A 23925-nucleotide genomic window follows, 5' to 3' on the forward strand; every position below is an offset into this window, starting at 1 on the left:
AGTATGTTGTAACTAAAATAAGGGCTTTTTAAAAATCACTGCCCGTCGAGGCCGCGAATAGGCTTAACCGTTGACCACGCCCGGCATGACGGACAGTGCCAGTAAATGGTAAATGCCGTAAAACCGCATTTATGGCAGCGGTAGCGCGGTTTACTGCGCACCTGCTCACCCACCATGTCGCGCAGCACCATCAGGCTCTCTTTCGCACGCCCTTCTTCTGCATCATGCAAATGATAATCGATAAGTTTGTGGAATACACGCATAGTCGGATGACGCTGTAGCTGTCGGGTAACGTAGCTCTGTGCAGCATCAGCCCCATCACGCTGCTCAATGATTTCTGCCAGCATCAGTTCCGCGGTAGCGCCAACGTTCTCTTCAACACAACGTTGTAGAAATGCTGCCCACTCGTTATTTTTGCCCAGTTGCTGATAGCAAGTCTGGAGCATATCCAGCGTTTCGCATACCAGATCTTTATCCTGCTCGATAACCCGCAACAGGGTTTCGACCGCTTTGCCGTACTCCCCGTTGCTCATAAACACCCGCCCCATCATGATGGAGACGCGCGGGCTATGGCGATCGGCTGCGGCGCCTTTTTTCAGCAGCCCCATCGCGCGATCCATATCTTCATTGCCCATCTGTTGCAGCGCCAGCTCACAGTAAAAATGGGCGATCTCGACGAGTTGCTTCTCTTTGCCGAGTTTCACCAGCCGCTCAGCCACATCAATCGCTTTCTGCCATTCACTGGTGGCCTGAAAAATTTGCAGCAATTGCTGTAACGCGTTGACGCGGAAATCCGTTTCATCGACCAGCTGCTTGAACATATCTTCGGCCCGGTCATACAGACCCGCCGCCATATAGTCACGGCCCAGTTGTTGCACGGCCAGCAGACGCTGGTCATAGGTGAGCGAAGCACTTTCCATCAGCGTTTGGTGTATGCGAATAGCGCGATCCACTTCACCGCGCGAGCGGAACAGGTTACCAAGGGTGAGATGAGCTTCGACGGTGCCGGTATCCTCTTTCAACATCTCGAGGAACAGGTCTACAGCCTTATCTTGCTGGTTGCTGAGTAACAGGTTAACCCCGGCCACATATTCACGTGAGAGCCGGTTAGCTTCATCCTGCTTTGTTTGTTGAGCATTTCTGCGCCCCATATACCAGCCGTAGGCAGCCGCGACAGGTAACAACAGAAACAGCAACTCCAGCATAAAATATTATTCCTTCACCGCCGCTGTGCCGGAGACAACCGGTACATCTGAGGCGGGAGCAAGCTGGTGCTCAAGTCTTTTGATCTTACGTTCCGCGCGGACCAGAGAGACACGCACGCGTAGCCAGAACAGGCCGCAAATCAGCCAGCCGATGATAAACCCGGCCGCAAACAGTACAGCCAGCAGCGTAGAAATGCGATATTCGCCCTGCGCGAGTAAATAATTGAATGTCACTTGCTGATCGTTTTGCGCACCAAGCGTAATCGATACGACAAAAATCGCTAATACCAGTAAGAAAATGAGTAAATATTTCACATTACATCCCGTTATGTGGTTCAGGCGATGAATTTCTATGCAACTGACTGCACGCAGCCTTATAACCTATCATTTTAGCGCCCATCGTGGAATGAAATTACATAATGCCAAATTCCGATTTGCGGGCGAAATATCGGAAATCAAGTCTCGCGATCTCTGGCGACAATTTCTGGCACCTCTTGCGCGGGCGGCGTTAATGGGCCGCACAGGCGCTGCGCCAGCCAGGTTGCCAGCGTAACCAGCAGCCAGGAAATCAGCGTTGCGACCACCAAATCGCGCGGCCAGTGCATGCCCAGCAATAAACGGCTGCCCATTACCCCGGTTGCCCATACTAGCAGGAAAACAATGGTCCATGTCCGTCTGCGCGGCCACAATAAACCCACGCCCAGCAACGCCCAACTGGCAGCAAACATGGTGTGCCCGGAAGGAAAGGCAAAACCGGTCTCTTTTTGCCAATGTTTACGTAAAAAACCAGGAATATCATGCTGCCCGGAGAGCTGCGATTTCACCAGTTCTCCCCGTGCTTTACGCTTTAAAGTGTAGAACTCATCCGTCGGGATATCGTGCGTTTTTTCCAGCCATAACACGAAAGGACGCGGCTCCTGAACCCGCTCTTTGACGAAGGATTTTAACCCCTGCCCAACCAGAATCGCGCATCCAAGAATCGCAAACAGCATCAGCGCCGCTTTCAGACGAAAACGCAGGCACCAGAGAAACCAGCCGCATAGCACCACGTGCGTAATAATCCCCCACGGCTGCGTCACCGTTTCGGTCAACCAGAAAAGGAAATGGAGCCACCATCGCGATTGTCCGGGCTGCCAACTCCAGCCGGAAATCCACACGGCCAGCGGCATCACCAATAAAATCGCCGCTCCCGCAGTTGTACGTTTTGCAATTGACAGCATGTCCTCTCCTTTCTGATAAGCGACTCAATCATAACCGAAATATAACATTCACGCTAAAAGCGACGTATTTGTGCGTTTAACCAGCAATGGAATGGTCACTTGTAGGTGTTATTCAGCGCATTGTGGCAAAATACACCTATACAGAAGGCCAACAGGCTAAAGGCGCGCAGTGCGCTAATATAATTCGGAGATTCACATGCAACTTAAACGTGTGGCAGAAGCCAAACTGCCAACCCCATGGGGCGACTTCCTGATGGTGGGTTTTGAAGAACTGGCTACCGGGCAAGATCACGTTGCTCTTGTTTTCGGCGATATTTCCGGGCAGTTGCCTGTCCTGGCGCGCGTGCATTCAGAATGTCTGACCGGTGACGCACTTTTCAGTTTGCGTTGTGACTGCGGTTTTCAGCTTGAAGCGGCCCTGAATCATATCGCCGAGGAAGGTCGCGGCGTGCTGCTTTACCATCGCCAGGAAGGTCGTAACATTGGCCTGCTGAATAAAATCCGCGCTTATGCGTTGCAGGATCAGGGCTACGATACCGTTGAGGCCAACCATCAACTGGGCTTCGCCGCCGATGAGCGCGATTTCACCCTGTGCGCCGATATGTTCAAACTGCTGGGCGTCGATGAAGTCCGCCTGCTGACCAATAACCCAAAGAAAGTGGAAATCCTGACCGAAGCCGGGATCAACATCGTGGAACGCGTACCGCTGATTGTCGGCCGCAACCCGAAAAACGAACACTATCTGGATACCAAAGCCGAAAAAATGGGGCATCTGCTGAAATAAGCTGCCGCCCTGAAGTAAAAAGGCCTGCGTTTGCAGGCCTTTTTGTTTAGTCCAGCATGTTGCGTATCACATAGTGCAAAATGCCGTCATTGCGGTAGTAAGTCAGCTCTGTCGATGTATCAATGCGGCAGCGGCATTCCAGCACTTCCTGCTTACCATCAGCGCGGGTTAGCGTTACCGCTAATGTTCCGCCCGGTTTGATATGCTCCAAATCCACAATGTCCAGTTTTTCCTCGCCGGTAAGTCCCAGCGTTTTGCGCGTAACGCCTTGCGGGAATTCCAGCGGCAAGATCCCCATACCGATCAGATTCGAGCGGTGAATACGCTCAAACGATTCGGCGATTACCACGCGAATTCCCAGCAGACGCGGCCCCTTGGCGGCCCAGTCGCGGCTGGAGCCTGAGCCATACTCTTTACCGGCAATCACCGCTAATGGCGTTTTCTCCTGCTGATAGCGCATCGCGGCATCATAGATGGAGATCACTTCACTGCCCGGTAAATGGCGAGTCATGCCCCCTTCCACGCCTGGCACCATTTCATTGCGGATACGAATATTGGCAAACGTGCCGCGCATCATGACTTCATGGTTGCCGCGCCGCGATCCGTACGAGTTAAAATCGCGACGCTCAACACCGTGGCTTTGCAGATAACGTCCAGCCGGGCTGTCCGCTTTGATAGTGCCCGCAGGCGAAATATGGTCGGTGGTGACGGAATCACCCAGCATGGCAAGGATCCGCGCGCCATGAATATCCTCCACCGGCTTCGGTTGCGCCGCCATATCATCAAAGAACGGCGACAAGCGAATATAGGTCGAATCGTTCTGCCAGCCGTACGTGTCTGAACGCTCAACCTGGATGGCTTTCCATTCCGGCGTACCTTCAAATACCTCGGCATACTCTTTGCGGAACATCTCCGTCGAGACCTGCTCAACGGCGCGCGCAATTTCGTTACTGGAGGGCCAGATATCTTTCAGGTAGACCGGATCGCCTTTCCGATCGTGCCCCAGAGGATCGGTAGCGAGGTTGATGTTCATGTTCCCCGCCAGCGCGTAAGCCACCACCAGCGGCGGAGACGCCAGCCAGTTGGTTTTCACCAGCGGATGAATGCGGCCTTCAAAGTTACGGTTGCCTGAAAGCACCGCACCAACCGTCAGATCGCCCGCGCGGATCGCCTGCTCAATCGGTTCCGGCAGCGGGCCAGAGTTACCGATACAGGTCGTACAGCCATAACCGACCAGGTTAAAACCCAGCTCGTCAAGGTAAGGCGTCAGGCGCGCCTGCGCCAGGTAATCGGAAACCACTTTCGAACCCGGTGCCAGTGAAGCTTTTACCCACGGCTGACGTTTCAGCCCAAGTGTGACGGCTTTCTTCGCCAGTAACCCGGCGGCCATCAGCACGCTGGGGTTTGAGGTATTCGTACAAGAAGTAATGGCCGCAATGACCACCGCGCCATCCGGCAATTGATATGAATGTCCATTGAGCACGTAGTCGACCGGTTTGCGATCTTTCTGCGCCGTATTCAGTTCCAGTTCAGAGCTGGCGGCAAAGGCTTTAGGCACATCGCTAAGCGCCACACGATCCTGTGGACGTTTGGGGCCAGCAAGGCTGGCCTCGACATCATGCATATTCAGTTCGAGTGTGCTGGTAAATACCGGTTCATCACCCGGGTTACGCCACATGCCCTGCGCTTTCGCGTAGGCTTCAACCAGCGCAACCTGCTCTTCGCTACGCCCGCTCAGACGCATATATTCAAGCGTTACGCCATCAATAGGAAAAAAACCGCAGGTGGCGCCATATTCCGGCGCCATATTAGCGATAGTAGCGCGATCGGCGAGCGGCAGCGAATCGAGTCCGTCACCATAAAATTCGACGAATTTCCCTACCACGCCATGTTTACGCAACATCTGCGTCACCGTCAGCACCAGGTCGGTGGCGGTAATGCCTTCACGCAGTTTGCCGGTCAGTTTAAAACCAACGACGTCAGGAATGAGCATTGAAACCGGCTGGCCGAGCATAGCGGCTTCCGCTTCAATCCCCCCAACGCCCCAGCCCAGCACGCCCAGGCCATTGATCATCGTGGTGTGAGAATCGGTACCGACCAGCGTGTCCGGATAAGCAACCCACTCTTTGTCCTGTAGTTCGCTCCACACGGCTTTGCCGAGGTATTCAAGGTTGACCTGGTGGCAAATACCAGTGCCAGGTGGTACGACGCTGAAGCGGCTGAAGGCTTGCTGGCCCCAGCGCAGGAAGACGTAACGCTCATGGTTACGCTCCATCTCCAGCCGGACATTCTCTTCGAACGCGTCATCGTCACCAAAATGGTCAACGGTGACTGAGTGGTCGATAACCAAATCAACCGGTGACAGCGGATTCACTTTGGCGGTATCACCACCGAGGCGTTTTACCGCTTCGCGCATGGCAGCAAGATCAACGACTGCGGGGACACCGGTGAAATCCTGCATCAGAACCCTGGCCGGGCGATAGGCAATTTCTCTGTCGGCATGGGCGGTACTTAGCCAGCCCGCCAGCGCACGGATATCCTCTTCAGTGACAGATTCCTCATCCTGCCAGCGCAGAAGATTTTCGAGTAGTACTTTGAGTGACTTGGGTAGACGCGCAATATCCCCAAGTTGTCTGGCGGCCAGCGGCAAGCTGTAGTAGTGGTAAGTTTTATTCTCTGCCTGCAATGTGTCCTTACTGGCTTCGCGTAGGGTCAACGACATGTGCTCCTCCTTACTTACAGGGATTGCGATACCCTGAGGATCTTCAGGGTCTGTATTAAAGATAACACAAACATATCGTAACGATTTGATAACAACCCAAATTGCTACAAACGGACAAATTTGCAGGCGGGGAAATTAAAAAAGCCCCGCAGTTGCGAGGCTTTTCAATTCATTACCGGAAGAGCATCCAGACAATCTGAGCCCAAAAAAGTATGGAAACAGAAAACACGGTGATCCACGACCAGTATTTCATTCGACAATCATTATTCATCAATAAATTACCAGAAAAACTATTCATTAAAACTGAGTCTTTACTCAATTCATTTATGCTGTGTATTAATTAAAGAGTACATAAGATCATATCAATGAATAGCGCGGATAATTTCCCACAATTATTCTGATGATATATTTATTGTTTTTTGGTGTCGTCTTCCGCGAAGGCATCAATAAAAGCTTGCTGCTGTGGCGTCAGTTTCCAGCATGCCGGAATAGAGGTCACAGTTTTGGTTTTCGCTTTCTGTGGTGTGTCACGAAGCTGACATACTTGCTTAACTGGTTCTAATCGACCCGCTATAGCCATTTTAACCCCAGAATTTCCAGATTAATAACGCGATAACCGCCCAAAATAAGGCAGAACCAAGAAATACCGCCAGCCAGGCTTTACGCTTGAGCTCAGGATCCCTTTTTGGCTCTTCACTTCCTGATGGCATTGCTAACCTCGTACAATCGACATCACTTATCATTTCGGGCACCAACAATAGGTACAATTAATCATGAGATGAGACAAATCCTAAAAGAACTTTAGCCGAAAATCCAGTGAATTTACTCACCATTTCCAAAGAAATATTTAATCTTTTGACCACAAATAAATTATTGAAGTAATAAATTTGCAGACCCGCAATTTAGTTTCTATTTTTGTCGCTAAATAGTGACAGTGTCTGCTTTGAGGGTGTGATTTCAATCACCGAGGAGGATTTTCGATAAGTCAGATGATGATAATAACGATTTAGCTTTAGTCAGAGTTAAGGGTATCTTTTCAGTCGAAAAGATACCCTCCGACATTATTTTTGCGGCAACTTAATATCTTTAAACATCGCTTCTATATCTTCATTAGAACGCAATGCCACGGCAGTATCGACCACATCGCGGGTTAAATGCGGCGCAAAGCGTTGAATAAAATCATACATATAGCTGCGTAAGAAGGTACTGCGACGGAAGCCAATTTTGGTTGTGCTGTGGCTGAAAATCTCATGTGCATCCAGCTTAACCAGATCCGGATCGGAGACCGGATCGACCGCCATACTGGCAATAACACCGACTCCCAGGCCAAGTCTTACATAAGTTTTAATAACGTCAGCATCGGTGGCAGTAAAGACAATACGTGGCGTTAACCCTGCGCGATTAAACGCGGTATCCAGCTCAGAGCGGCCCGTAAAACCAAAGGTGTACGTTACCAGCGGATATTGCGCCAGCTCGTCAATGGTGACCGATTGCTTTGAAGCCAGTGGATGGTCCGGCGTGACCACGATTGAACGATTCCAGTGATAGCACGGCAGCATGACCAGATCGTCATACAGATGCAACGCTTCGGTGGCAATGGCGAAGTCCGCATTCCCCTTCGAAACCGCTTCGGCAATTTGCGTGGGCGATCCCTGATGCATATGCAGGGAAACACGCGGATAACGCTCAATAAAGCCTTTGATCACGTTAGGCAGCGCATAACGCGCCTGGGTGTGCGTGGTGGCGACATACAGCGAGCCTTTATCGGGCCAGGTATGTTCCCCCGCCACCGATTTAATCGCATCCACTTTTGACAGAACTTCACGCGCAATGCGGATAATTTCCTGTCCGGCGGGCGTCACCTGGGTAAGATGCTTGCCGCTGCGGGCAAAAATTTGGATCCCCAGCTCATCTTCAAGCATGCGGACTTGCTTACTGATACCAGGCTGGGAAGTATAAAGCCCTTCCGCCGTTGAGGAGACATTGAGGTTGTGATTGACCACCTCAACGATATAACGAAGCTGCTGTAGTTTCATGACAGACCATCCGAAGTACGCAAACGGGTTATCGCTTAAGACGATTTCATAATAAAAAAACGGATTGCTATAACAACTATATCATTTATAGCTTCTGTGTATAGCAGCGAACAAAGAATAATAATGCAGGTATAAAAAAGGGCCGACAGAGCGGCCCTTTGGGGATAGGTGACTGAAGTCGCTTATTTTTTAGCTTCAGTCCACTTGTTATCAATGTAGAAAGCCGACCATCCGGTTGCTTTGCCCTCTTTTTCCGATGCCACATACTGCTGTTTGGTTTTACGGCTAAAGCGGACAATCGTTTTATTACCTTCCGGATCCTGCTGTGGCGCATCGGCCAGGTAACGCAATTTTTCCGGCAGACGATCGCGGAAGCGGTACAGTTCTTCCACCAACGGCGCACGCGTTTCACGCGATTTCGGGAAGGTATTGGCAGCGAGGAACACCCCGGCAGCACCATCACGCAGCACGAAATAGGCGTCGGATTTCTCGCAAGGCAGCTCCGGCAATGGCACCGGATCTTCCTTCGGTGGCGCAACTTCACCGTTACGCAGAATTTTACGCGTGTTTTTGCAATCGTCGTTGGTACATGCCATGTACTTACCAAAACGCCCCATTTTCAGGTGCATTTCAGAACCGCATTTCTCACACTCAACGATCGGACCGTCATACCCCTTGATGCGGAACTCGCCCTCTTCGATTTCGTAGCCATCACAGGTCGGGTTATTACCGCAGACATGCAATTTGCGCTTCGGATCGATGAGGTAGCTGTCCATCGCCGTGCCGCACTTCTGGCAACGACGTTTGGCGCGCAGCGCGTTGGTTTCCGCGTCATCGCCTTCCAGCACATTGAGCACTTCGTTTTCCGGCACCAGGTTAATGGTGGTTTTACAGCGCTCTTTTGGCGGCAGCGCATAGCCGGAACAGCCGAGGAACACGCCGGTACTGGCGGTACGAATCCCCATTTTACGGCCGCAGGTCGGACAGTCGATGCTGGTCAGCACCATCTGGTTCGGTCGCATCCCGCCGGCTTCCGGATCCTGTTCAGCTTGCTCAAGCTGGCGAGAAAAATCGCCAAAGAAGCTGTCCAGCACCTTCCGCCACTCGGCTTCATGGTTTGCGACGCGGTCAAGGCTGTCTTCCATCTGCGCGGTAAAGTCGTAGTTCATCAGCTCGCGGAAGTTCTCTTCCAGGCGATCGGTAACGATTTCACCCATTTTTTCCGCGTAAAAACGACGGTTTTCCACGCGCACATAGCCCCTGTCCTGAATGGTCGAAATGATCGACGCATAAGTGGACGGACGGCCAATGCCGCGTTTTTCAAGCTCTTTAACCAGCGAAGCTTCGCTGAAACGCGCTGGCGGCTTGGTAAAGTGTTGCGCCGGAGTCAGTTCGACGAGCGACAGTACATCACCTTTATTCACCGACGGCAGAGTGCGATCTTCATCGCCCTTGCGCAATGCCGGCATCACTTTTGTCCAGCCATCGAAGCGCAAAATACGCCCGCGCGCTTTGAGGCGGAAATCACCCGCGCCAACGGTCAGCGTCGTGGAATCGTACTGTGCAGGCGTCATCTGACAGGCGACAAACTGACGCCAGATAAGCTGATACAGCTTCTGTGCGTCGGTTTCCATATCCTTCAGCGACTCAGCCTGCACTGCGACATCGGAAGGACGAATCGCTTCGTGCGCTTCCTGGGAATTCTCTTTACTGGCGTACTGGTTAGCAGATTCCGGCAGGTATTTCTTACCGAAATTGTCGGTAATATATCCACGAACCATGCTGATCGCGTCCTGGCTCAGGTTGGTTGAGTCGGTACGCATGTAGGTGATGTAACCGGCTTCGTACAGACGCTGCGCCATCATCATGGTTTTCTTCACGCCAAAGCCGAGACGCGTACTGGCGGCCTGCTGCAACGTGGAGGTGATAAACGGCGCGCCCGGCTTGCTGCTGGTCGGTTTATCTTCCCGCTCCAGGACGGTGTAACGCGCTTTCTCCAGCAGGCTAACGGCGGCCATTGTCTGTTCGCGATTGACCGGACGGAACGCTTTGTCGCCTTGATGCGTCACCTGCAACGGCAATGCGTCGCCGCCAGGCGTTGCAGTAGCGGCATCAATTTCCCAGAACTCTTCCGGAACAAAGGCTTTGATTTCGCGTTCGCGCTCAACCACCAGACGGACAGCAACAGACTGCACGCGACCAGCAGAAAGGCCACGGGCAATTTTCTTCCACAGCAGCGGAGAAACCATGTAACCCACAACGCGATCCATAAAGCGGCGCGCCTGCTGGGCATTCACACGGTCAATATTCAGCTCACCCGGCGTTTCAAAAGCCTGGCGAATAGCATTCTTGGTGATTTCGTTAAACACTACGCGGCTGTAGCGTTTTTCATCACCGCCAATCACTTCCCGCAGGTGCCATGCAATGGCTTCCCCTTCGCGGTCAAGGTCGGTTGCGAGATAGATGTGGTCAGCTTTTTCAGCCAGCGATTTCAGTTCAGAAACCACCTTCTCTTTGCCTGGCAGCACTTCGTAATGTGCATCCCAGTTATGCCATGGGTCGATCCCCATGCGATTGACGAGAGCGCCGCGTTCATCCTTTTTAGGCTTCTTAGCCGTTTTGGTGGAGGCTGAGTCTGCGCTCTTTTTGGGTGCTGAGCCACTGGTCGGCAAATCACGGATATGACCAACACTGGATTTAACCACATAGTCATTACCCAGATATTTATTGATCGTTTTGGCTTTTGCCGGGGACTCAACGATAACGAGAGCTTTACCCATATTCACCTTTACCTAATTTAATTCTTCCAGGAATACGTCGACATTGCTTAACACCACCCGCGACGAACCTTCACTATTGCGGCGACAACCGGGGATATCAACCCCCATATCTCGCCAGGCGCGTCAAACGGAGCATTCAGGTGGCTGAGTTTACAAGCTTTTTCGCGTCAGGGTGATGTAGTACGACGGTGTTATGGTCGAATGTCAAGCAATTCTGTTGCCAGGTTGACGAAAGCGTCACACTGTACCTGATAAAATTTGTTACGCAACTTTATTAGCACGCAAAAACGAAACGCGCCAGCACAACAACAGGTCAAACCCTTTGCAAAAACAGGGAAAATTTGCTCCCTGTCCGGGCCAGCGGTAAACTTCAGAAAATTTTGAGGAGTAGAAAAATGACCGGTACATCTCAACCTATCGATCGCCAGACATTGCTGGAGCTGGCTAACAAGCTGATCCGTGAGCATGAAGATACGCTGGCAGGTATTGCCGCCACCGATGTTACCCAGCGCAATGGCGTGCTGGTGTTCAGCGGCGAGTACTATCTGGATGAGCAAGGTCTGCCGACGCCGAAAAGCACGGCAGTATTCAATATGTTCAAATACTTAGCGCATGAACTTTCTGAAAAGTATCATCTTATTGACTAAGTAAAAACGCGAGGCTTCTGGCCTCGCGTTTTGTTTACATCAGGGGTTTTTGCCCGCGCTGCCACCAGCGCATCAACAGATGGTCAATACTCTCTGTCGCACTGCCGGTAAACCGCTCCATCATTTTCTTGCGTTGCTGGTAGCGGACGCCGATAACTTCATGATTCTCATACAGGCTGAGCAGCAGTTCGTCGCTGGTGCCAATCTGATCAATCAAGCCCTTCTCCAGCGCCTGGGAGCCGTACCAGTGTTCACCGGTCGCCACGCTTTCAATATCCAGTGCCGGGCGCATCTGATGAACAAAATCTTTAAATAAGTCATGGGTTTCATTCAGACTTTCGCGGAATTTCTGTCGCCCTTCTTCGGTATTTTCACCCAGTAGCGTGAGCGTACGTTTAAACTGTCCGGCAGTGTGCAACTCAATATCGATCTCTTTGCCTTTCAGGAAACGGTTGAAGTTAGGGATCTGCGCCACCACGCCGATAGAGCCAATAATGGCGAAGGGAGCGGCAACAATTTTATCCGCCACGCAGGCCATCATATAACCGCCGCTGGCTGCCACTTTATCAACGGCGATGGTCAGCGGAATATGTCTGTCGCGCAGGCGCTGCAATTGAGAGGCCGCAAGACCGTAGCCGTGCACCACGCCGCCGGGGCTTTCAAGCCGCAGAACGACCTGATCCTGCGGTTTTGCCACGGTCAGCACGGCGGTAATTTCCTCGCGCAACCCGCTGACTTCGCCGGCGTCCATACTGCCTTTGAAATCCAGCACATAAACGCGTGATTTTCCTGAGTCAACGCTTTTCCCTGCTTTTGCTTTCGCTTTGGCTTCCTTTGCCTCCTGCTTCAGCTTTTTCTTCTGCGCTTTATGCCACTGTTTCTGCTGATGATCGTCCAGCAACGAAGCGGACATCTCCTCCTGCATCTCTTTATACTGCTCGCTCAAACGGGTAATTTTCAGTTCGCCCCGCTGGCGCTTGCGCTGCGTCAGATTGACAATAAGCACTGCTATCACCGCAATCGCCACTACCACGGTCGCGATCTTGGCCAAAAACAGACCATATTCAGACAGTAATTCCACGCGTACCACCTCGGTTACACCAATAAACAATGGCTCCAGTGTACATGAGCCGTCCGGGCGCGTCTCGCGCAAGCCCTGCACCAAATGTGCCATGTCGCTGAATTTTTTAACACTCTCTGGCTTAAAGGTTGCGCAACTCTCCGCCAGGCCGATTGAAATAGCCGGTCATTTAAGGCATAAAGCCAACATATGAGGTGATTACCGGCCCGGCCTGAGGAGGCAGTGTGCATTATCAGCCGCAACGCGATCTGCTAAACGACCGCATGATTCTTGTTACCGGCGCCAGTGACGGCATCGGTAAAGAGGCCGCCCTGACCTACGCTCGCCACGGCGCGAGCCTGATTTTGCTCGGACGCCAGGAAGCGAAATTACGCCAGGTCGCGCAGGCAATAAATGACGAAGGTCAGCAGGCCCAGTGGTTTACTCTGGATATGGCAACCTGTACGCCGGAAGAGTGCCAGCAGTTGGCGGCAACGATCGCAGCCGCCACGCCACGCCTTGATGGCGTACTGCACAACGCCGGTTTACTGGGCGATGTCTGCCCGATGAGCGAACAGGATCCCGCAACCTGGGATGCCGTTATGCAGGTCAACGTCAACGCAACGTTCTATCTTACGCAGGCACTTCTTCCTTTATTACTCAAATCAGACAGCGGTTCGCTGGTGTTTACCTCTTCCAGCGTGGGACGTCAGGGGCGCGCCAACTGGGGCGCTTACGCAGCGTCAAAATTCGCCACCGAGGGAATGATGCAGGTGCTGGCCGAAGAGTACCAGAACCGCCTGCGGGTCAACTGTATCAACCCGGGCGGCACGCGCACCAAAATGCGTGCCAGCGCCTTCCCGACAGAAGATCCACAAAAACTGAAAACCCCCGCCGATATTATGCCGCTCTATTTGTGGCTGATGGGCGATGACAGCCGACGTAAAACCGGGATGAGCTTTGACGCACAACCCGGACGTAAACCAGGGATCGCACAATGAGTGAAGAACGTTATCAGCAACGTCAACAGCGCGTAAAAGAACGCGTTGATGCCCGCGTGGCCGCCGCGCAGGACGAACGTGGAATTATTATTGTCTTCACCGGCAACGGCAAAGGCAAAACCACCGCGGCATTCGGCACCGCCACGCGCGCTGTCGGACATGGGAAAAAAGTCGGCGTGATCCAGTTTATTAAAGGGACCTGGCCAAATGGCGAACGTAACCTGCTGGAGCCATTGGGCGTGGAATTTCAGGTCATGGCGACCGGTTTTACCTGGGACACGCAAAATCGTGAAAGCGACACAGCGGCTTGTCTGGCGGTGTGGCAACACGCGGAGAGGATGCTGGCAGACCCTTCTCTGGACATGGTGCTGCTCGATGAGCTGACCTATATGGTGGCGTATGATTATTTGCCGCTGGAAACGGTGCTGAACGCGCTGCGCAACCGTCCGCCGATGCAAACGGTGATCGTTACGGGACGCGGCTGCCACCGGGATATTCTGGAACTGGCGGATACGGTCAGTGAGCTACGCCCGGTTAAACATGCTTTCGAAGCCGGTATCAAAGCGCAGATCGGTATTGATTATTAATGGTAAATCTTGCCTGGCGATGATGCAGGCCCGCTGACGAGTAATGTCAACGCAGGCAGTAAAAAAGGGGCTTTCGCCCCTTTTCTGTTAATCGTTTTTGTTACGCGTGCTGCCAGGACGGCGAGTACCGCCAGGCTGGCTGTGGCGCTTCACTGCACGACGGATCTGGTTTGCTTTCATGCGGCGACGATCTTTCTCTACCGCCACTTTTGATTGCGTTTCAACGTCCAGACCAACCAGCTCGCGCAAATAGTTGGTCTGCGCCAGATCCAGCTCCGTCCAGCCACCGCGCGGCAGGCCTTTCGGCAGCGGAATATCACCGTAACGTACGCGGATCAGGCGGCTAACCTGGACACCCACCGCTTCCCACAGGCGACGCACTTCGCGGTTACGCCCTTCGGTCAGGGTCACGTTGTACCACTGGTTAATCCCTTCACCACCGCTGAATTTGATGGTTTTAAACGCTGCCGGGCCGTCCTCCAGTTGCACACCGCGCGCGAGATCGCGCAGTTTCGCATCATCCACTTCACCAAATACGCGCACGGCGTATTCGCGTTCAACTTCACGGCTCGGATGCATCAGGCGGTTCGCCAGCTCGCCGTCGGTGGTGAACAGCAACAGACCGCAGGTATTGACGTCGAGACGACCAACAGCAATCCAGCGCGCACCGCGCAGTTTCGGTAGACGATCGAACACCGTCGGGCGGCCTTCAGGATCGTTGCGGGTACAGAGCTCGCCTTCGGGTTTGTAGTACGCCAGCACGCGACAAATCTGCTCAACGGACTCTTTCACCGAAATGAGATGACCATCGATACGAATTTTCAGCCCCGGCGTCACTTCAACGCGGTCGCCCAGGGTAGCGATTTTACCGTCCACGCTGACGCGGCCAGCTTCAATAATAGATTCGATCTCACGGCGGGAGCCGTGGCCAGCTCGCGCCAGCACTTTCTGTAGTTTTTCGCTCATAGAGCATCCTTAGGTGTCGCCTTCACAGGCGTCGAATAGGGTCATCAGTCCGGCGAAGCCGCTGCTGAAATGGCCGCGTAGTATAGCGGCTTGCGTCACTATAGGAAAGGCTTAACGTCACCAACGCCTTCGCGGAGCACCACCGGCGTGTCATCGGTTAAGTCTATCACGGTCGTTGGTTGCTGCCCGAGATAGCCGCCATGGATGATCAGATCAACGACTTTTTCCAGGCGATCTTTGATTTCATCAGGGTCCGATTCGGTAAAATCACTGCCCGGCAGCATTAATGACGTCGAGAGCATCGGCTCATTGAGTGCTTCCAGCAGCGCCAGCGCAATCGGATTCGACGGTACGCGCAGCCCGATGGTTTTGCGTTTTTCCTGCAATAAACGACGCGGCACCTCTTTTGTCCCTTTCAGGATAAAAGTGTAATTCCCGGGCGTATTGTTTTTAATCAGACGAAACGCCACGTTATCAACGAATGAATAGGTCGACAGCTCGGACAGATCGCGACACATCAGCGTGAAGTTGTGGCCATCCGGCAGATGACGGATGCGGCAAATCCGCTCCATCGCGCCTTTATCTTCGATTTTGCACCCCAGCGCATACCCGGAGTCGGTAGGATAAACAACCACACCGCCCTTACGCACGATCTCCACCGCCTGATTAATTAATCGCGGTTGTGGGTTTTCCGGATGAATATAAAAAAACTGACTCATACTTCCCTCTCTTACGTTTTACCGCGGCTGCTCCCATTTCAGCCAGACGCCTTCAACACCGGCCGGTAGCCAGAGTTTGCGCCCCAGTTCAATCCACGGGCAGGGCTGATGGAAATCCGATCCTTGTGATGCCAGCAAACCATACTGACGGGCATACACGGCGAGCTGTGCTCGTTCATTGGGAGCCTGCTGGCATTGAGCAACTTCCATCGCCTCTCCGCCGCGGTCAGCAAAATGCGCCAGCAGTCTTTTCAGCCATTTAGCAGAAAGGTTATAACGACCGGGATGGGCCAATACCGCCGTTCCGCCAGAATGATGAATGACTTCAATAGCTTGTTCTATTGTACACCACTGCGGCGGAACATATCCGGTTTTCCCGCGCGCAAGATATTTTTTAAAAACATCGGCGATGTTACTGGCCTTGCCCTGCTCAACCAGAAAGCGGGCAAAGTGACCACGCGTCACGCTCGCGCCCTGCGCCAGCCGCTGTGCGCCTTCCCACGCGCCGGGAATATGCGCTTTTTCCAGACGCTCGGCAATCAGTTGCGCACGCTGAATACGACGCGCGGACTGCTGCTGCAAAAATTGGCACATCGCCGGGTTTTCGATGTCGATATTCAGACCCACGATATGAATTTCATGATTTTCCCAGACGGTGGAGATTTCCACGCCACTAATTAATTCCAGCGCCAGCCCGGCGCGGGCAATTTCAGCCCGCGCCGCAGGGATGGCAGCGGTGGTATCGTGATCGGTAATGGCCAGCGTGCCCACGCGCATTTCTACCGCGCGATGTACCAGTTGTTCCGGAGAAAGCAAGCCGTCAGAGGCGCTGGTATGGCTATGCAGGTCATAAATAATGGCGTAATTCGTGTCGCTCAAAGCGGCTCCGTAGATTTATCAGAACATCTGTTTGCGCCCTATCATAACGGTTAGCCAACTTTTTCTGAAATCGAGGGTTGACTTTCTTTCACTGAACCAGTTAACTAGTACGCAAGTTCACACGACAAGGTATCGCAACAATGAATGCACATTTCTCTGTTACTCGCTGGTGGCGCACTCCCTGAACAGGGCTGTGAGATCACGTGCGCATTCAGCATACCGATACCCGGCCCGCTCACTCAGCGGGCTTTTTTTTGAACAAATTTATGAGAGCGACTATGCAAACGCAAAAACCAGCACTCGAACTTCTGACCAGCAACGCCGCATACCGCGACAATCCGACGGCGCTGTTCCACCAATTATGCGGCGATCGCCCGGCCACGCTGCTGCTGGAATCCGCCGATATCGACAGCAAGAATGATTTAAAAAGCCTGCTGCTGGTCGATAGCGCGCTGCGCATTACCGCGCTGGGTGACACTGTCACTATTAAGGCGCTCACCGCCAACGGCGCTTCTCTGCTAAATCTGCTTGATGCGGCGCTGCCTGCCGGGGTTGAGAACACCGTGCTGCCGGATGGCCGCGAATTGCGTTTCCCACCGGTCAGCACGCTGCTGGATGAAGACGCCCGCCTGTGCTCGCTCTCGGTATTTGACGCTTTTCGCCTGCTGCAAACGCTGGTGGATGTCCCGGCAGAGGAACGCGAAGCGATGTTTTTTGGCGGCTTGTTTGCCTATGACCTGGTCGCCGGTTTTGAAGATTTACCGCAGCTTTCCCACGATCGCCGCTGCCCGGATTACTGCTTCTATCTCGCGGAAACATTACTGGTGATCGACCACCAGAAAAAGCAGACGCGTATCCAGGCGAGCGTGTTCAGCCAGGATGCCAGCGAAAAAGCGCGCCTGGTTGAGCGTATTAATGTCCTGCGCCAGCAGCTGGATCTGCCTGCAGAGCCGCTGCCGGTGGAAACCGTTGCGCATATGCGTTGCGAGACCAATCAGAGCGATGAAGAGTACGGTGCCGTTGTACGGGAGATGCAGAAAGCGATTCGCAGCGGCGAAATTTTCCAGGTTGTCCCGTCGCGCCGCTTTACGCTGCCTTGCCCCTCGCCGCTGGCCGCTTATGAAGTGCTGAAAAAGAGCAACCCCAGCCCGTATATGTTTTTCATGCAGGACGATGATTTTGCCCTGTTCGGCGCATCGCCGGAAAGCTCACTGAAATATGACGCCAGCAACCGTCAGATTGAGATCTACCCCATCGCCGGAACGCGTCCGCGCGGTCGTCGCCCGGATGGTTCGCTGGATCGCGATCTCGACAGCCGTATCGAACTCGACATGCGTACCGATCACAAGGAACTTTCTGAGCACTTGATGCTGGTCGATCTGGCGCGTAACGATCTGGCGCGCATCTGTACGCCAGGCAGCCGTTATGTTGCCGACCTGACAAAAGTGGACCGTTATTCTTACGTTATGCACCTGGTTTCCCGCGTGGTGGGCGAACTGCGTCAGGATCTGGATGTGCTGCACGCCTATCGCGCCTGCATGAACATGGGAACACTTAGCGGCGCGCCGAAAGTCCGCGCCATGCAACTGATTGCCCGGGCCGAAGGCACGCGCCGCGGCAGCTATGGCGGCGCTGTCGGTTACTTCACCGCTCACGGCGATCTGGATACCTGCATTGTCATTCGTTCTGCGTGGGTTGAAGACGGTATTGCCACCGTTCAGGCTGGCGCCGGCGTGGTACTGGATTCTGTACCGCAGTCTGAAGCCGATGAAACCCGTAATAAAGCTCGCGCGGTTCTGCGCGCCATTGCCACCGCACACCACGCACAGGAGACGTTCTGATGGCTGACATTCTGCTGCTCGATAATATCGACTCTTTTACTTACAACCTGGCGGATCAGCTGCGTGCAAGCGGACATAATGTGGTGATTTATCGCAACCATGTACCCGCACAAACCTTAATCGACCGTCTGGCAACGATGCAAAATCCGGTGCTGATGCTGTCACCGGGACCGGGTGCGCCGTCGGAAGCGGGCTGTATGCCGGAACTGCTAACGCGTCTGCGCGGCAAGTTACCGATTATCGGTATCTGCCTTGGGCACCAGGCGATTGTCGAGGCCTACGGCGGCTATGTCGGCCAGGCCGGTGAAATCCTGCACGGCAAAGCCTCCAGTATTGAACATGATGGCCAGGCGATGTTTGCAGGTTTAAGCAATCCGCTGCCGGTAGCGCGTTACCATTCGCTGGTTGGCAGTAATATTCCCGCCGGATTGACCATCAATGCGCATTTCAACGGCATGGTGATGGCGGTACGTCACGACGCGGATCGCGTCTGCGGCTTCCAGTTCCATCCGGAATCGATCCTCACCACGCAGGGCGCGCGCCTGCTGGAGCAGACGCTGGCCTGGGCGTTGCAGAAACTGGAGCAGAGCAACACGCTGCAACCGATTCTGGAGAAACTATACCAGGCACAAACCCTCAGCCAGCAAGAGAGCCACCAGCTTTTCTCGGCGGTGGTGCGCGGCGAGCTGAAACCTGAACAACTGGCCGCAGCGCTGGTCAGCATGAAGATCCGCGGCGAGCACCCGAATGAAATTGCCGGTGCGGCTACGGCGCTGCTGGAAAATGCCGCGCCCTTCCCGCGCCCGGATTATCCGTTCGCGGATATCGTCGGCACCGGCGGCGATGGCAGCAACAGCATCAATATTTCCACCGCCAGCGCGTTTGTCGCTGCCGCGTGCGGGCTGAAGGTCGCTAAACATGGCAACCGCAGCGTTTCCAGCCGTTCAGGTTCATCCGATCTGCTGGCCGCATTTGGTATTAATCTGGATATGAATGCCGACAAATCGCGCAACGCGCTGGATGAACTTGGCGTCTGCTTCCTGTTTGCGCCGAAATACCACACCGGTTTCCGCCACGCGATGCCGGTACGCCAGCAGTTGAAAACCCGCACCCTGTTTAACGTGCTGGGGCCGCTCATCAACCCGGCGCATCCGCCACTGGCGTTGATTGGCGTTTACAGCCCGGAGCTGGTGCTGCCGATTGCGGAAACCCTGCGCGTTCTCGGTTATCAGCGCGCTGCCGTAGTCCATAGCGGCGGAATGGATGAAGTGTCATTACATGCGCCGACGCTGGTTGCGGAGCTAAATAACGGTGAAATTAAAAGTTACCAGTTAACTGCCGAAGACTTCGGCCTGACGCCTTATCACCAGGAACAGCTTGCGGGCGGCACGCCGGAAGAAAACCGTGACATTCTGACGCGCTTATTACAAGGTAAAGGCGAAACTGCTCATGAAGCCGCGGTGGCCGCCAACGTTGCGATGCTGATGCGCCTGCACGGCAACGAAGATTTGCGGGCCAACGCGCAGAAAGTACTGGATGTGCTGCACAGCGGAGCAGCCTACGACAAAGTCACCGCACTTGCGGCAAGAGGATAAAAGATGCAGACCGTTTTAGCGAAAATCGTCGCCGACAAAGCCGTATGGGTTGCGGCGCGGAAGGAGCAACAACCGCTGGCCAGCTTCCAGAACGACGTCGTGCCGAGTACGCGCAGCTTCTACGATGCCCTGCGAGGAACACGTACCGCCTTTATTCTGGAGTGCAAAAAAGCGTCACCGTCCAAAGGCGTTATCCGTAACGATTTCGATCCGGCGCGCATCGCCGACATTTATAAACATCACGCTTCAGCGATTTCCGTGCTGACCGATGAGAAATATTTTCAGGGCAGTTTCGATTTTCTGCCCATCGTCAGCGCCATCGCGCCGCAGCCGATCCTGTGCAAAGATTTTATTATCGACCCGTATCAGATCTATCTGGCGCGTAACTACCAGGCGGATGCCTGCCTGCTGATGCTGTCAGTGCTGGATGACGAGCAGTATCGCCAGCTTGCCGCCGTGGCGCACAGCCTGAAGATGGGCGTGCTGACTGAAGTGAGCAACGAAGAAGAGCTGCAACGCGCCATAGCGCTGGAAGCGAAAGTGGTTGGCATTAATAACCGCGATCTGCGCGATCTGTCGATTGATCTCAACCGTACCCGCCAGCTTGCGCCGCGTCTGGGTAGCAGCGTCACGGTGATCAGTGAGTCCGGCATTAATACCTACGCCCAGGTTCGCGAACTGAGCCACTTTGCCAATGGTTTCCTGATTGGTTCGGCGCTGATGTCGCATGACGATCTCGACGCCGCCGTGAAACGCGTGCTGCTCGGCGAGAACAAGGTTTGCGGATTGACGCGTGCCGAAGATGCGCGCGCCGCCCATGAAGCGGGCGCGATTTACGGTGGCTTGATTTTTGTCGCCTCCTCGCCGCGCGCCGTTTCCAATGAACAGGCGCAGGCGGTAATGCAGGGTGCGCCGCTGCAATATGTCGGCGTGTTCCGTAACGCCCCGGTTGAAGATGTGGTGGCGAAAGCGAAAGCGCTGGCACTCTCTGCGGTGCAGTTACACGGCAGCGAAGATCAGGCCTATATTGACGCTCTGCGCGCGGTATTGCCTGCACAGACGCAAATCTGGAAAGCGCTGAGCGTCAGCGACACCCTGCCGCCGCGCAACTTACAGCAGGTCGATAAATATGTCTTCGACAACGGCCAGGGCGGCAGCGGCCAAAGCTTCGACTGGTCACTGCTGGCCGGTGAACCGCTCGATAATGTGCTGCTGGCTGGCGGCCTGAGCGCAGATAATTGTGTGCAGGCGGCGAAAACCGGCTGTGCCGGACTCGATTTTAATTCAGGCGTGGAGTCGGAACCGGGTATTAAAGATGCCAGCAAACTGGCTTCGGTTTTCCGTACACTGCGTGCTTATTAAGGAAAGAAGAGAATGACGACACTATTGAACCCATGGTTTGGCGAGTTTGGCGGCATGTTTGTTCCACAGATCCTGATGCCTGCCCTGCGCCAGCTGGAAGAAGCGTTTGTCAGCGCGCAGAGCGATGCGGATTTTCAGCGCCAGTTTAACGATCTGCTGAAAAACTACGCCGGGCGTCCGACTGCGCTGACAAAATGCCAGAACCTGACGGCCGGTACCCGCACCACGCTGTATCTGAAACGTGAAGATCTGCTGCACGGCGGCGCGCACAAAACCAACCAGGTTCTCGGTCAGGCGCTGCTGGCAAAACGGATGGGCAAAACCGAAATCATCGCCGAAACCGGCGCGGGGCAACATGGCGTTGCATCAGCGCTGGCCAGCGCTCTGCTCGGCCTGAAGTGCCGCATCTATATGGGCGCAAAAGATGTTGAGCGCCAGTCGCCGAACGTCTTCCGTATGCGTCTGATGGGCGCAGAAGTGATCCCGGTACACAGCGGCTCTGCCACGCTGAAAGACGCCTGTAACGAAGCGCTGCGCGACTGGTCCGGCAGCTACGAAACCGCGCACTATATGCTCGGCACTGCCGCTGGCCCGCACCCATTCCCGACCATTGTGCGCGAATTTCAGCGCATGATCGGCGAAGAGACTAAAGCGCAAATCCTCGAAAAAGAGGGACGTCTGCCGGATGCGGTGATTGCCTGCGTCGGCGGCGGATCCAATGCTATTGGTATGTTTGCCGATTTTATCGATGAAACCGGCGTTGGCCTGATTGGCGTTGAACCGGCCGGTCACGGTATCGAAACCGGCGAACATGGCGCGCCGCTGAAGCACGGCCGCGTGGGCATCTATTTCGGCATGAAATCGCCGATGATGCAGACCGATGAAGGCCAGATTGAAGAGTCTTACTCTATCTCCGCCGGGCTGGATTTCCCGTCTGTCGGGCCGCAGCATGCGTATCTCAACAGCATTGGTCGCGCTGATTATGTGTCGATTACCGATGACGAAGCGCTGGACGCGTTTCAGATGCTGAGCCGCCATGAAGGGATTATTCCGGCGCTGGAATCTTCGCACGCCCTCGCCCACGCGCTGAAAATGATGCGCGAAAACCCGGATAAAGAGCAGTTGCTGGTGGTTAATCTCTCCGGCCGCGGCGATAAAGACATCTTCACCGTACATGACATTCTTAAAGCGCGAGGGGAAATCTGATGGAACGCTACGACAACCTGTTTAAACGGCTCGCCGACCGCAAAGAAGGCGCTTTCGTTCCCTTCGTTACGCTGGGCGATCCGTCGCCGGAACAGTCGCTGAAAATTGTCGATACATTGATCGAAGCTGGCGCGGACGCGCTGGAACTGGGGATCCCTTTCTCCGATCCGCTGGCCGACGGCCCGACGATTCAGAGTGCAACGCTGCGCGCTTTCGCCGCTGGCGTTACGCCGACCCAGTGCTTTGAAATGCTGGCGGCCATTCGCCAGAAGCATCCGACCATTCCGATTGGTCTGCTGATGTATGCCAACCTGGTGTTCAGCGGCGGCATTGATGAGTTTTATGCCAAATGCGAAAAAGTCGGCGTCGATTCAGTTCTGGTGGCCGACGTGCCCATTGAAGAGTCTGCACCTTTCCGTCAGGCGGCGATGCGCCACAATGTTGCGCCAATCTTTATCTGCCCGCCGAATGCTGATGATGAACTGCTGCGTCAGATTGCCTCTTATGGTCGCGGTTATACCTATTTGCTGTCGCGGGCAGGCGTGACCGGTGCGGAAAACCGTGCGGCGCTGCCGTTGCATCACCTGGTGGAAAAACTGCAGGAATACCACGCTGCGCCGCCGTTGCAGGGTTTTGGTATCTCTGCGCCGGATCAAGTCGCCGCTGCCGTGAACGCAGGCGCTGCGGGCGCGATTTCCGGCTCGGCGATTGTCAAAATCATCGAAAAAAATCTGCAAAACCCCACCGCGATGCTGGCTGAGCTGAAAGCGTTTGTTCAGAGCCTGAAAGCCGCTACGCTGCCGCGTTAATCCTGTTGCCGCCTGTTTTCTCAGGCGGCCTCTTGCTTCAGTAGTGTCTGCGCATATTTCTGCACCAGCCGGAACAGCGCCTGAACATCATCATGTTCCCAGCCGTCGAATGTCGCGTTCATCAACCGCTGCCGCGCGGCGTCAATTTTCATTGTCATCGCTTTACCTTCTTCGCTGATGGTGAGCTCGCTCACCCGTTTGTCCTGCGGCTGACTTTTTTTCACCACCAGCCCGGCCTGCTCCAGTTTTTTCACCTGGCGGCTTACCGTGGTGTAATCCCGTCCGACGCGGTTAGCCAGTTCAACCACGCCGATGGGGCCAAAACGTTCAACCGTCACCAGCAGCGGAAACAACACCTGATCAAGGGTGATATCCGCCGCGCGCATCAGCGCCATATCGCGTAGCGGATGATTCATCACGCCAATGATAGTGAGTAACGCGCGATGGAAATCATCGATGTCGTAATTAATATGTGCATTTTGCATATAAATTCCTGGTGGTGTAGA

General features: G+C 54.2%; 23 protein-coding genes and 1 other annotated feature. Of the genes, 9 read left to right on the forward strand and 14 right to left on the reverse strand.

The window, feature by feature from the left end; genetic code table 11:
* Window positions 1–35: 35 nt before the first annotated feature.
* The 3 genes from lapB to pgpB form a co-directional block, all read right to left on the reverse strand.
* A complete protein-coding gene (lapB, locus tag C0557_RS12865; protein ID WP_074776608.1) occupies window positions 36–1205 on the reverse strand; it encodes a lipopolysaccharide assembly protein LapB in 1170 nt (389 codons plus the stop codon).
* Between the two features lie 6 nt (window positions 1206–1211).
* The gene (locus C0557_RS12870; RefSeq protein ID WP_007371940.1) at window positions 1212–1520 is read right to left on the reverse strand and encodes a LapA family protein; all 309 of its coding nucleotides are present in this window, start codon (window positions 1518–1520) and stop codon (window positions 1212–1214) included.
* Between the two features lie 140 nt (window positions 1521–1660).
* On the reverse strand, window positions 1661–2425 hold the full coding sequence (pgpB, locus tag C0557_RS12875) for a phosphatidylglycerophosphatase B (protein ID WP_208658725.1): 765 nt from the start codon (window positions 2423–2425) through the stop codon (window positions 1661–1663).
* Window positions 2426–2621: 196 nt separating this feature from the next.
* On the opposite strand from pgpB, the gene ribA reads away from it, so the two are divergent.
* A complete protein-coding gene (gene ribA / locus C0557_RS12880; RefSeq protein WP_007371938.1) occupies window positions 2622–3209 on the forward strand; it encodes a GTP cyclohydrolase II in 588 nt (195 codons plus the stop codon).
* Between the two features lie 46 nt (window positions 3210–3255).
* Here ribA and acnA read toward each other — a convergent pair whose 3' ends face one another.
* From acnA to topA, 6 genes are all read right to left on the reverse strand, one after another.
* A complete protein-coding gene (gene acnA, locus C0557_RS12885; protein ID WP_208658726.1) occupies window positions 3256–5931 on the reverse strand; it encodes an aconitate hydratase AcnA in 2676 nt (891 codons plus the stop codon).
* Between the two features lie 172 nt (window positions 5932–6103).
* Complete coding sequence (gene ymiC / locus C0557_RS27455; RefSeq protein WP_253073815.1) at window positions 6104–6202, reverse strand: small membrane protein YmiC; 99 nt, start codon at window positions 6200–6202, stop codon at window positions 6104–6106.
* Between the two features lie 138 nt (window positions 6203–6340).
* Entirely contained in the window at window positions 6341–6511 is a 171-nt protein-coding gene (locus C0557_RS12890) for a hypothetical protein (RefSeq protein ID WP_007371935.1), read from the reverse strand.
* 1 nt (window position 6512) lies between these two features.
* The gene (locus tag C0557_RS12895) at window positions 6513–6674 is read right to left on the reverse strand and encodes a YmiA family putative membrane protein (protein WP_072439810.1); all 162 of its coding nucleotides are present in this window, start codon (window positions 6672–6674) and stop codon (window positions 6513–6515) included.
* 318 nt (window positions 6675–6992) lie between these two features.
* On the reverse strand, window positions 6993–7967 hold the full coding sequence (cysB, locus tag C0557_RS12900) for an HTH-type transcriptional regulator CysB (RefSeq protein ID WP_007371933.1): 975 nt from the start codon (window positions 7965–7967) through the stop codon (window positions 6993–6995).
* 182 nt (window positions 7968–8149) lie between these two features.
* Window positions 8150–10747 (reverse strand): type I DNA topoisomerase, encoded by a 2598-nt coding sequence (gene topA, locus C0557_RS12905; RefSeq protein WP_208658727.1) that lies wholly within the window; start codon window positions 10745–10747, stop codon window positions 8150–8152.
* Window positions 10748–11142: 395 nt separating this feature from the next.
* On the opposite strand from topA, the gene C0557_RS12910 reads away from it, so the two are divergent.
* Window positions 11143–11394 carry a YciN family protein gene (locus C0557_RS12910; protein WP_007371930.1) on the forward strand — a complete coding sequence of 84 codons (252 nt, stop codon included), beginning with the start codon at window positions 11143–11145 and terminating at the stop codon, window positions 11392–11394.
* Window positions 11395–11428: 34 nt separating this feature from the next.
* On the opposite strand, the gene sohB is transcribed toward C0557_RS12910, so the two are convergent.
* Window positions 11429–12475 (reverse strand): protease SohB, encoded by a 1047-nt coding sequence (sohB, locus tag C0557_RS12915; protein ID WP_007371929.1) that lies wholly within the window; start codon window positions 12473–12475, stop codon window positions 11429–11431.
* Between the two features lie 224 nt (window positions 12476–12699).
* On the opposite strand from sohB, the gene C0557_RS12920 reads away from it, so the two are divergent.
* Complete coding sequence (locus C0557_RS12920; protein WP_074776613.1) at window positions 12700–13455, forward strand: YciK family oxidoreductase; 756 nt, start codon at window positions 12700–12702, stop codon at window positions 13453–13455.
* Window positions 13452–14042, forward strand: coding sequence for a cob(I)yrinic acid a,c-diamide adenosyltransferase (gene cobO, locus C0557_RS12925; RefSeq protein ID WP_007371927.1), 591 nt, complete (start codon window positions 13452–13454; stop codon window positions 14040–14042). The genes C0557_RS12920 and cobO overlap by 4 nt, the downstream gene beginning before the upstream one ends.
* A gap of 87 nt (window positions 14043–14129) precedes the next feature.
* Here cobO and rluB read toward each other — a convergent pair whose 3' ends face one another.
* The 3 genes from rluB to rnm form a co-directional block, all read right to left on the reverse strand.
* Entirely contained in the window at window positions 14130–15008 is an 879-nt protein-coding gene (gene rluB / locus C0557_RS12930; RefSeq protein ID WP_007371926.1) for a 23S rRNA pseudouridine(2605) synthase RluB, read from the reverse strand.
* A 98-nt stretch (window positions 15009–15106) separates the two neighbouring features.
* Entirely contained in the window at window positions 15107–15727 is a 621-nt protein-coding gene (locus tag C0557_RS12935) for an L-threonylcarbamoyladenylate synthase (protein ID WP_208658728.1), read from the reverse strand.
* A gap of 18 nt (window positions 15728–15745) precedes the next feature.
* Window positions 15746–16606, reverse strand: coding sequence for an RNase AM (gene rnm, locus C0557_RS12940; protein ID WP_208658729.1), 861 nt, complete (start codon window positions 16604–16606; stop codon window positions 15746–15748).
* 161 nt (window positions 16607–16767) lie between these two features.
* Window positions 16768–16862: a sequence feature (Trp leader region), on the forward strand.
* 22 nt (window positions 16863–16884) lie between these two features.
* Between rnm and C0557_RS12945 the strand changes: the two genes are divergently transcribed.
* Genes C0557_RS12945 through trpA form a run of 5 tightly spaced genes read left to right on the forward strand, consistent with a single transcriptional unit; the run spans window position 16885 to window position 23419 of the window.
* Window positions 16885–18447, forward strand: a complete 1563-nt coding sequence (locus tag C0557_RS12945; RefSeq protein WP_208658730.1) for an anthranilate synthase component 1 — start codon at window positions 16885–16887, stop codon at window positions 18445–18447.
* Entirely contained in the window at window positions 18447–20042 is a 1596-nt protein-coding gene (gene trpD / locus C0557_RS12950; protein ID WP_072439816.1) for a bifunctional anthranilate synthase glutamate amidotransferase component TrpG/anthranilate phosphoribosyltransferase TrpD, read from the forward strand. The genes C0557_RS12945 and trpD overlap by 1 nt, the downstream gene beginning before the upstream one ends.
* A 3-nt stretch (window positions 20043–20045) precedes the next feature.
* Entirely contained in the window at window positions 20046–21404 is a 1359-nt protein-coding gene (trpCF, locus tag C0557_RS12955) for a bifunctional indole-3-glycerol-phosphate synthase TrpC/phosphoribosylanthranilate isomerase TrpF (RefSeq protein WP_208658731.1), read from the forward strand.
* 12 nt (window positions 21405–21416) lie between these two features.
* Window positions 21417–22610, forward strand: coding sequence for a tryptophan synthase subunit beta (trpB, locus tag C0557_RS12960; protein ID WP_064566050.1), 1194 nt, complete (start codon window positions 21417–21419; stop codon window positions 22608–22610).
* Entirely contained in the window at window positions 22610–23419 is an 810-nt protein-coding gene (trpA, locus tag C0557_RS12965; RefSeq protein WP_208658732.1) for a tryptophan synthase subunit alpha, read from the forward strand. The genes trpB and trpA overlap by 1 nt, the downstream gene beginning before the upstream one ends.
* 20 nt (window positions 23420–23439) lie before the next feature.
* On the opposite strand, the gene C0557_RS12970 is transcribed toward trpA, so the two are convergent.
* The gene (locus C0557_RS12970) at window positions 23440–23904 is read right to left on the reverse strand and encodes a MarR family winged helix-turn-helix transcriptional regulator (protein ID WP_208658733.1); all 465 of its coding nucleotides are present in this window, start codon (window positions 23902–23904) and stop codon (window positions 23440–23442) included.
* Window positions 23905–23925 lie beyond the last annotated feature (21 nt).

This window comes from Kosakonia sp. MUSA4, from assembly GCF_013085925.1.
Lineage (GTDB): Bacteria > Pseudomonadota > Gammaproteobacteria > Enterobacterales > Enterobacteriaceae > Kosakonia > Kosakonia sacchari_B.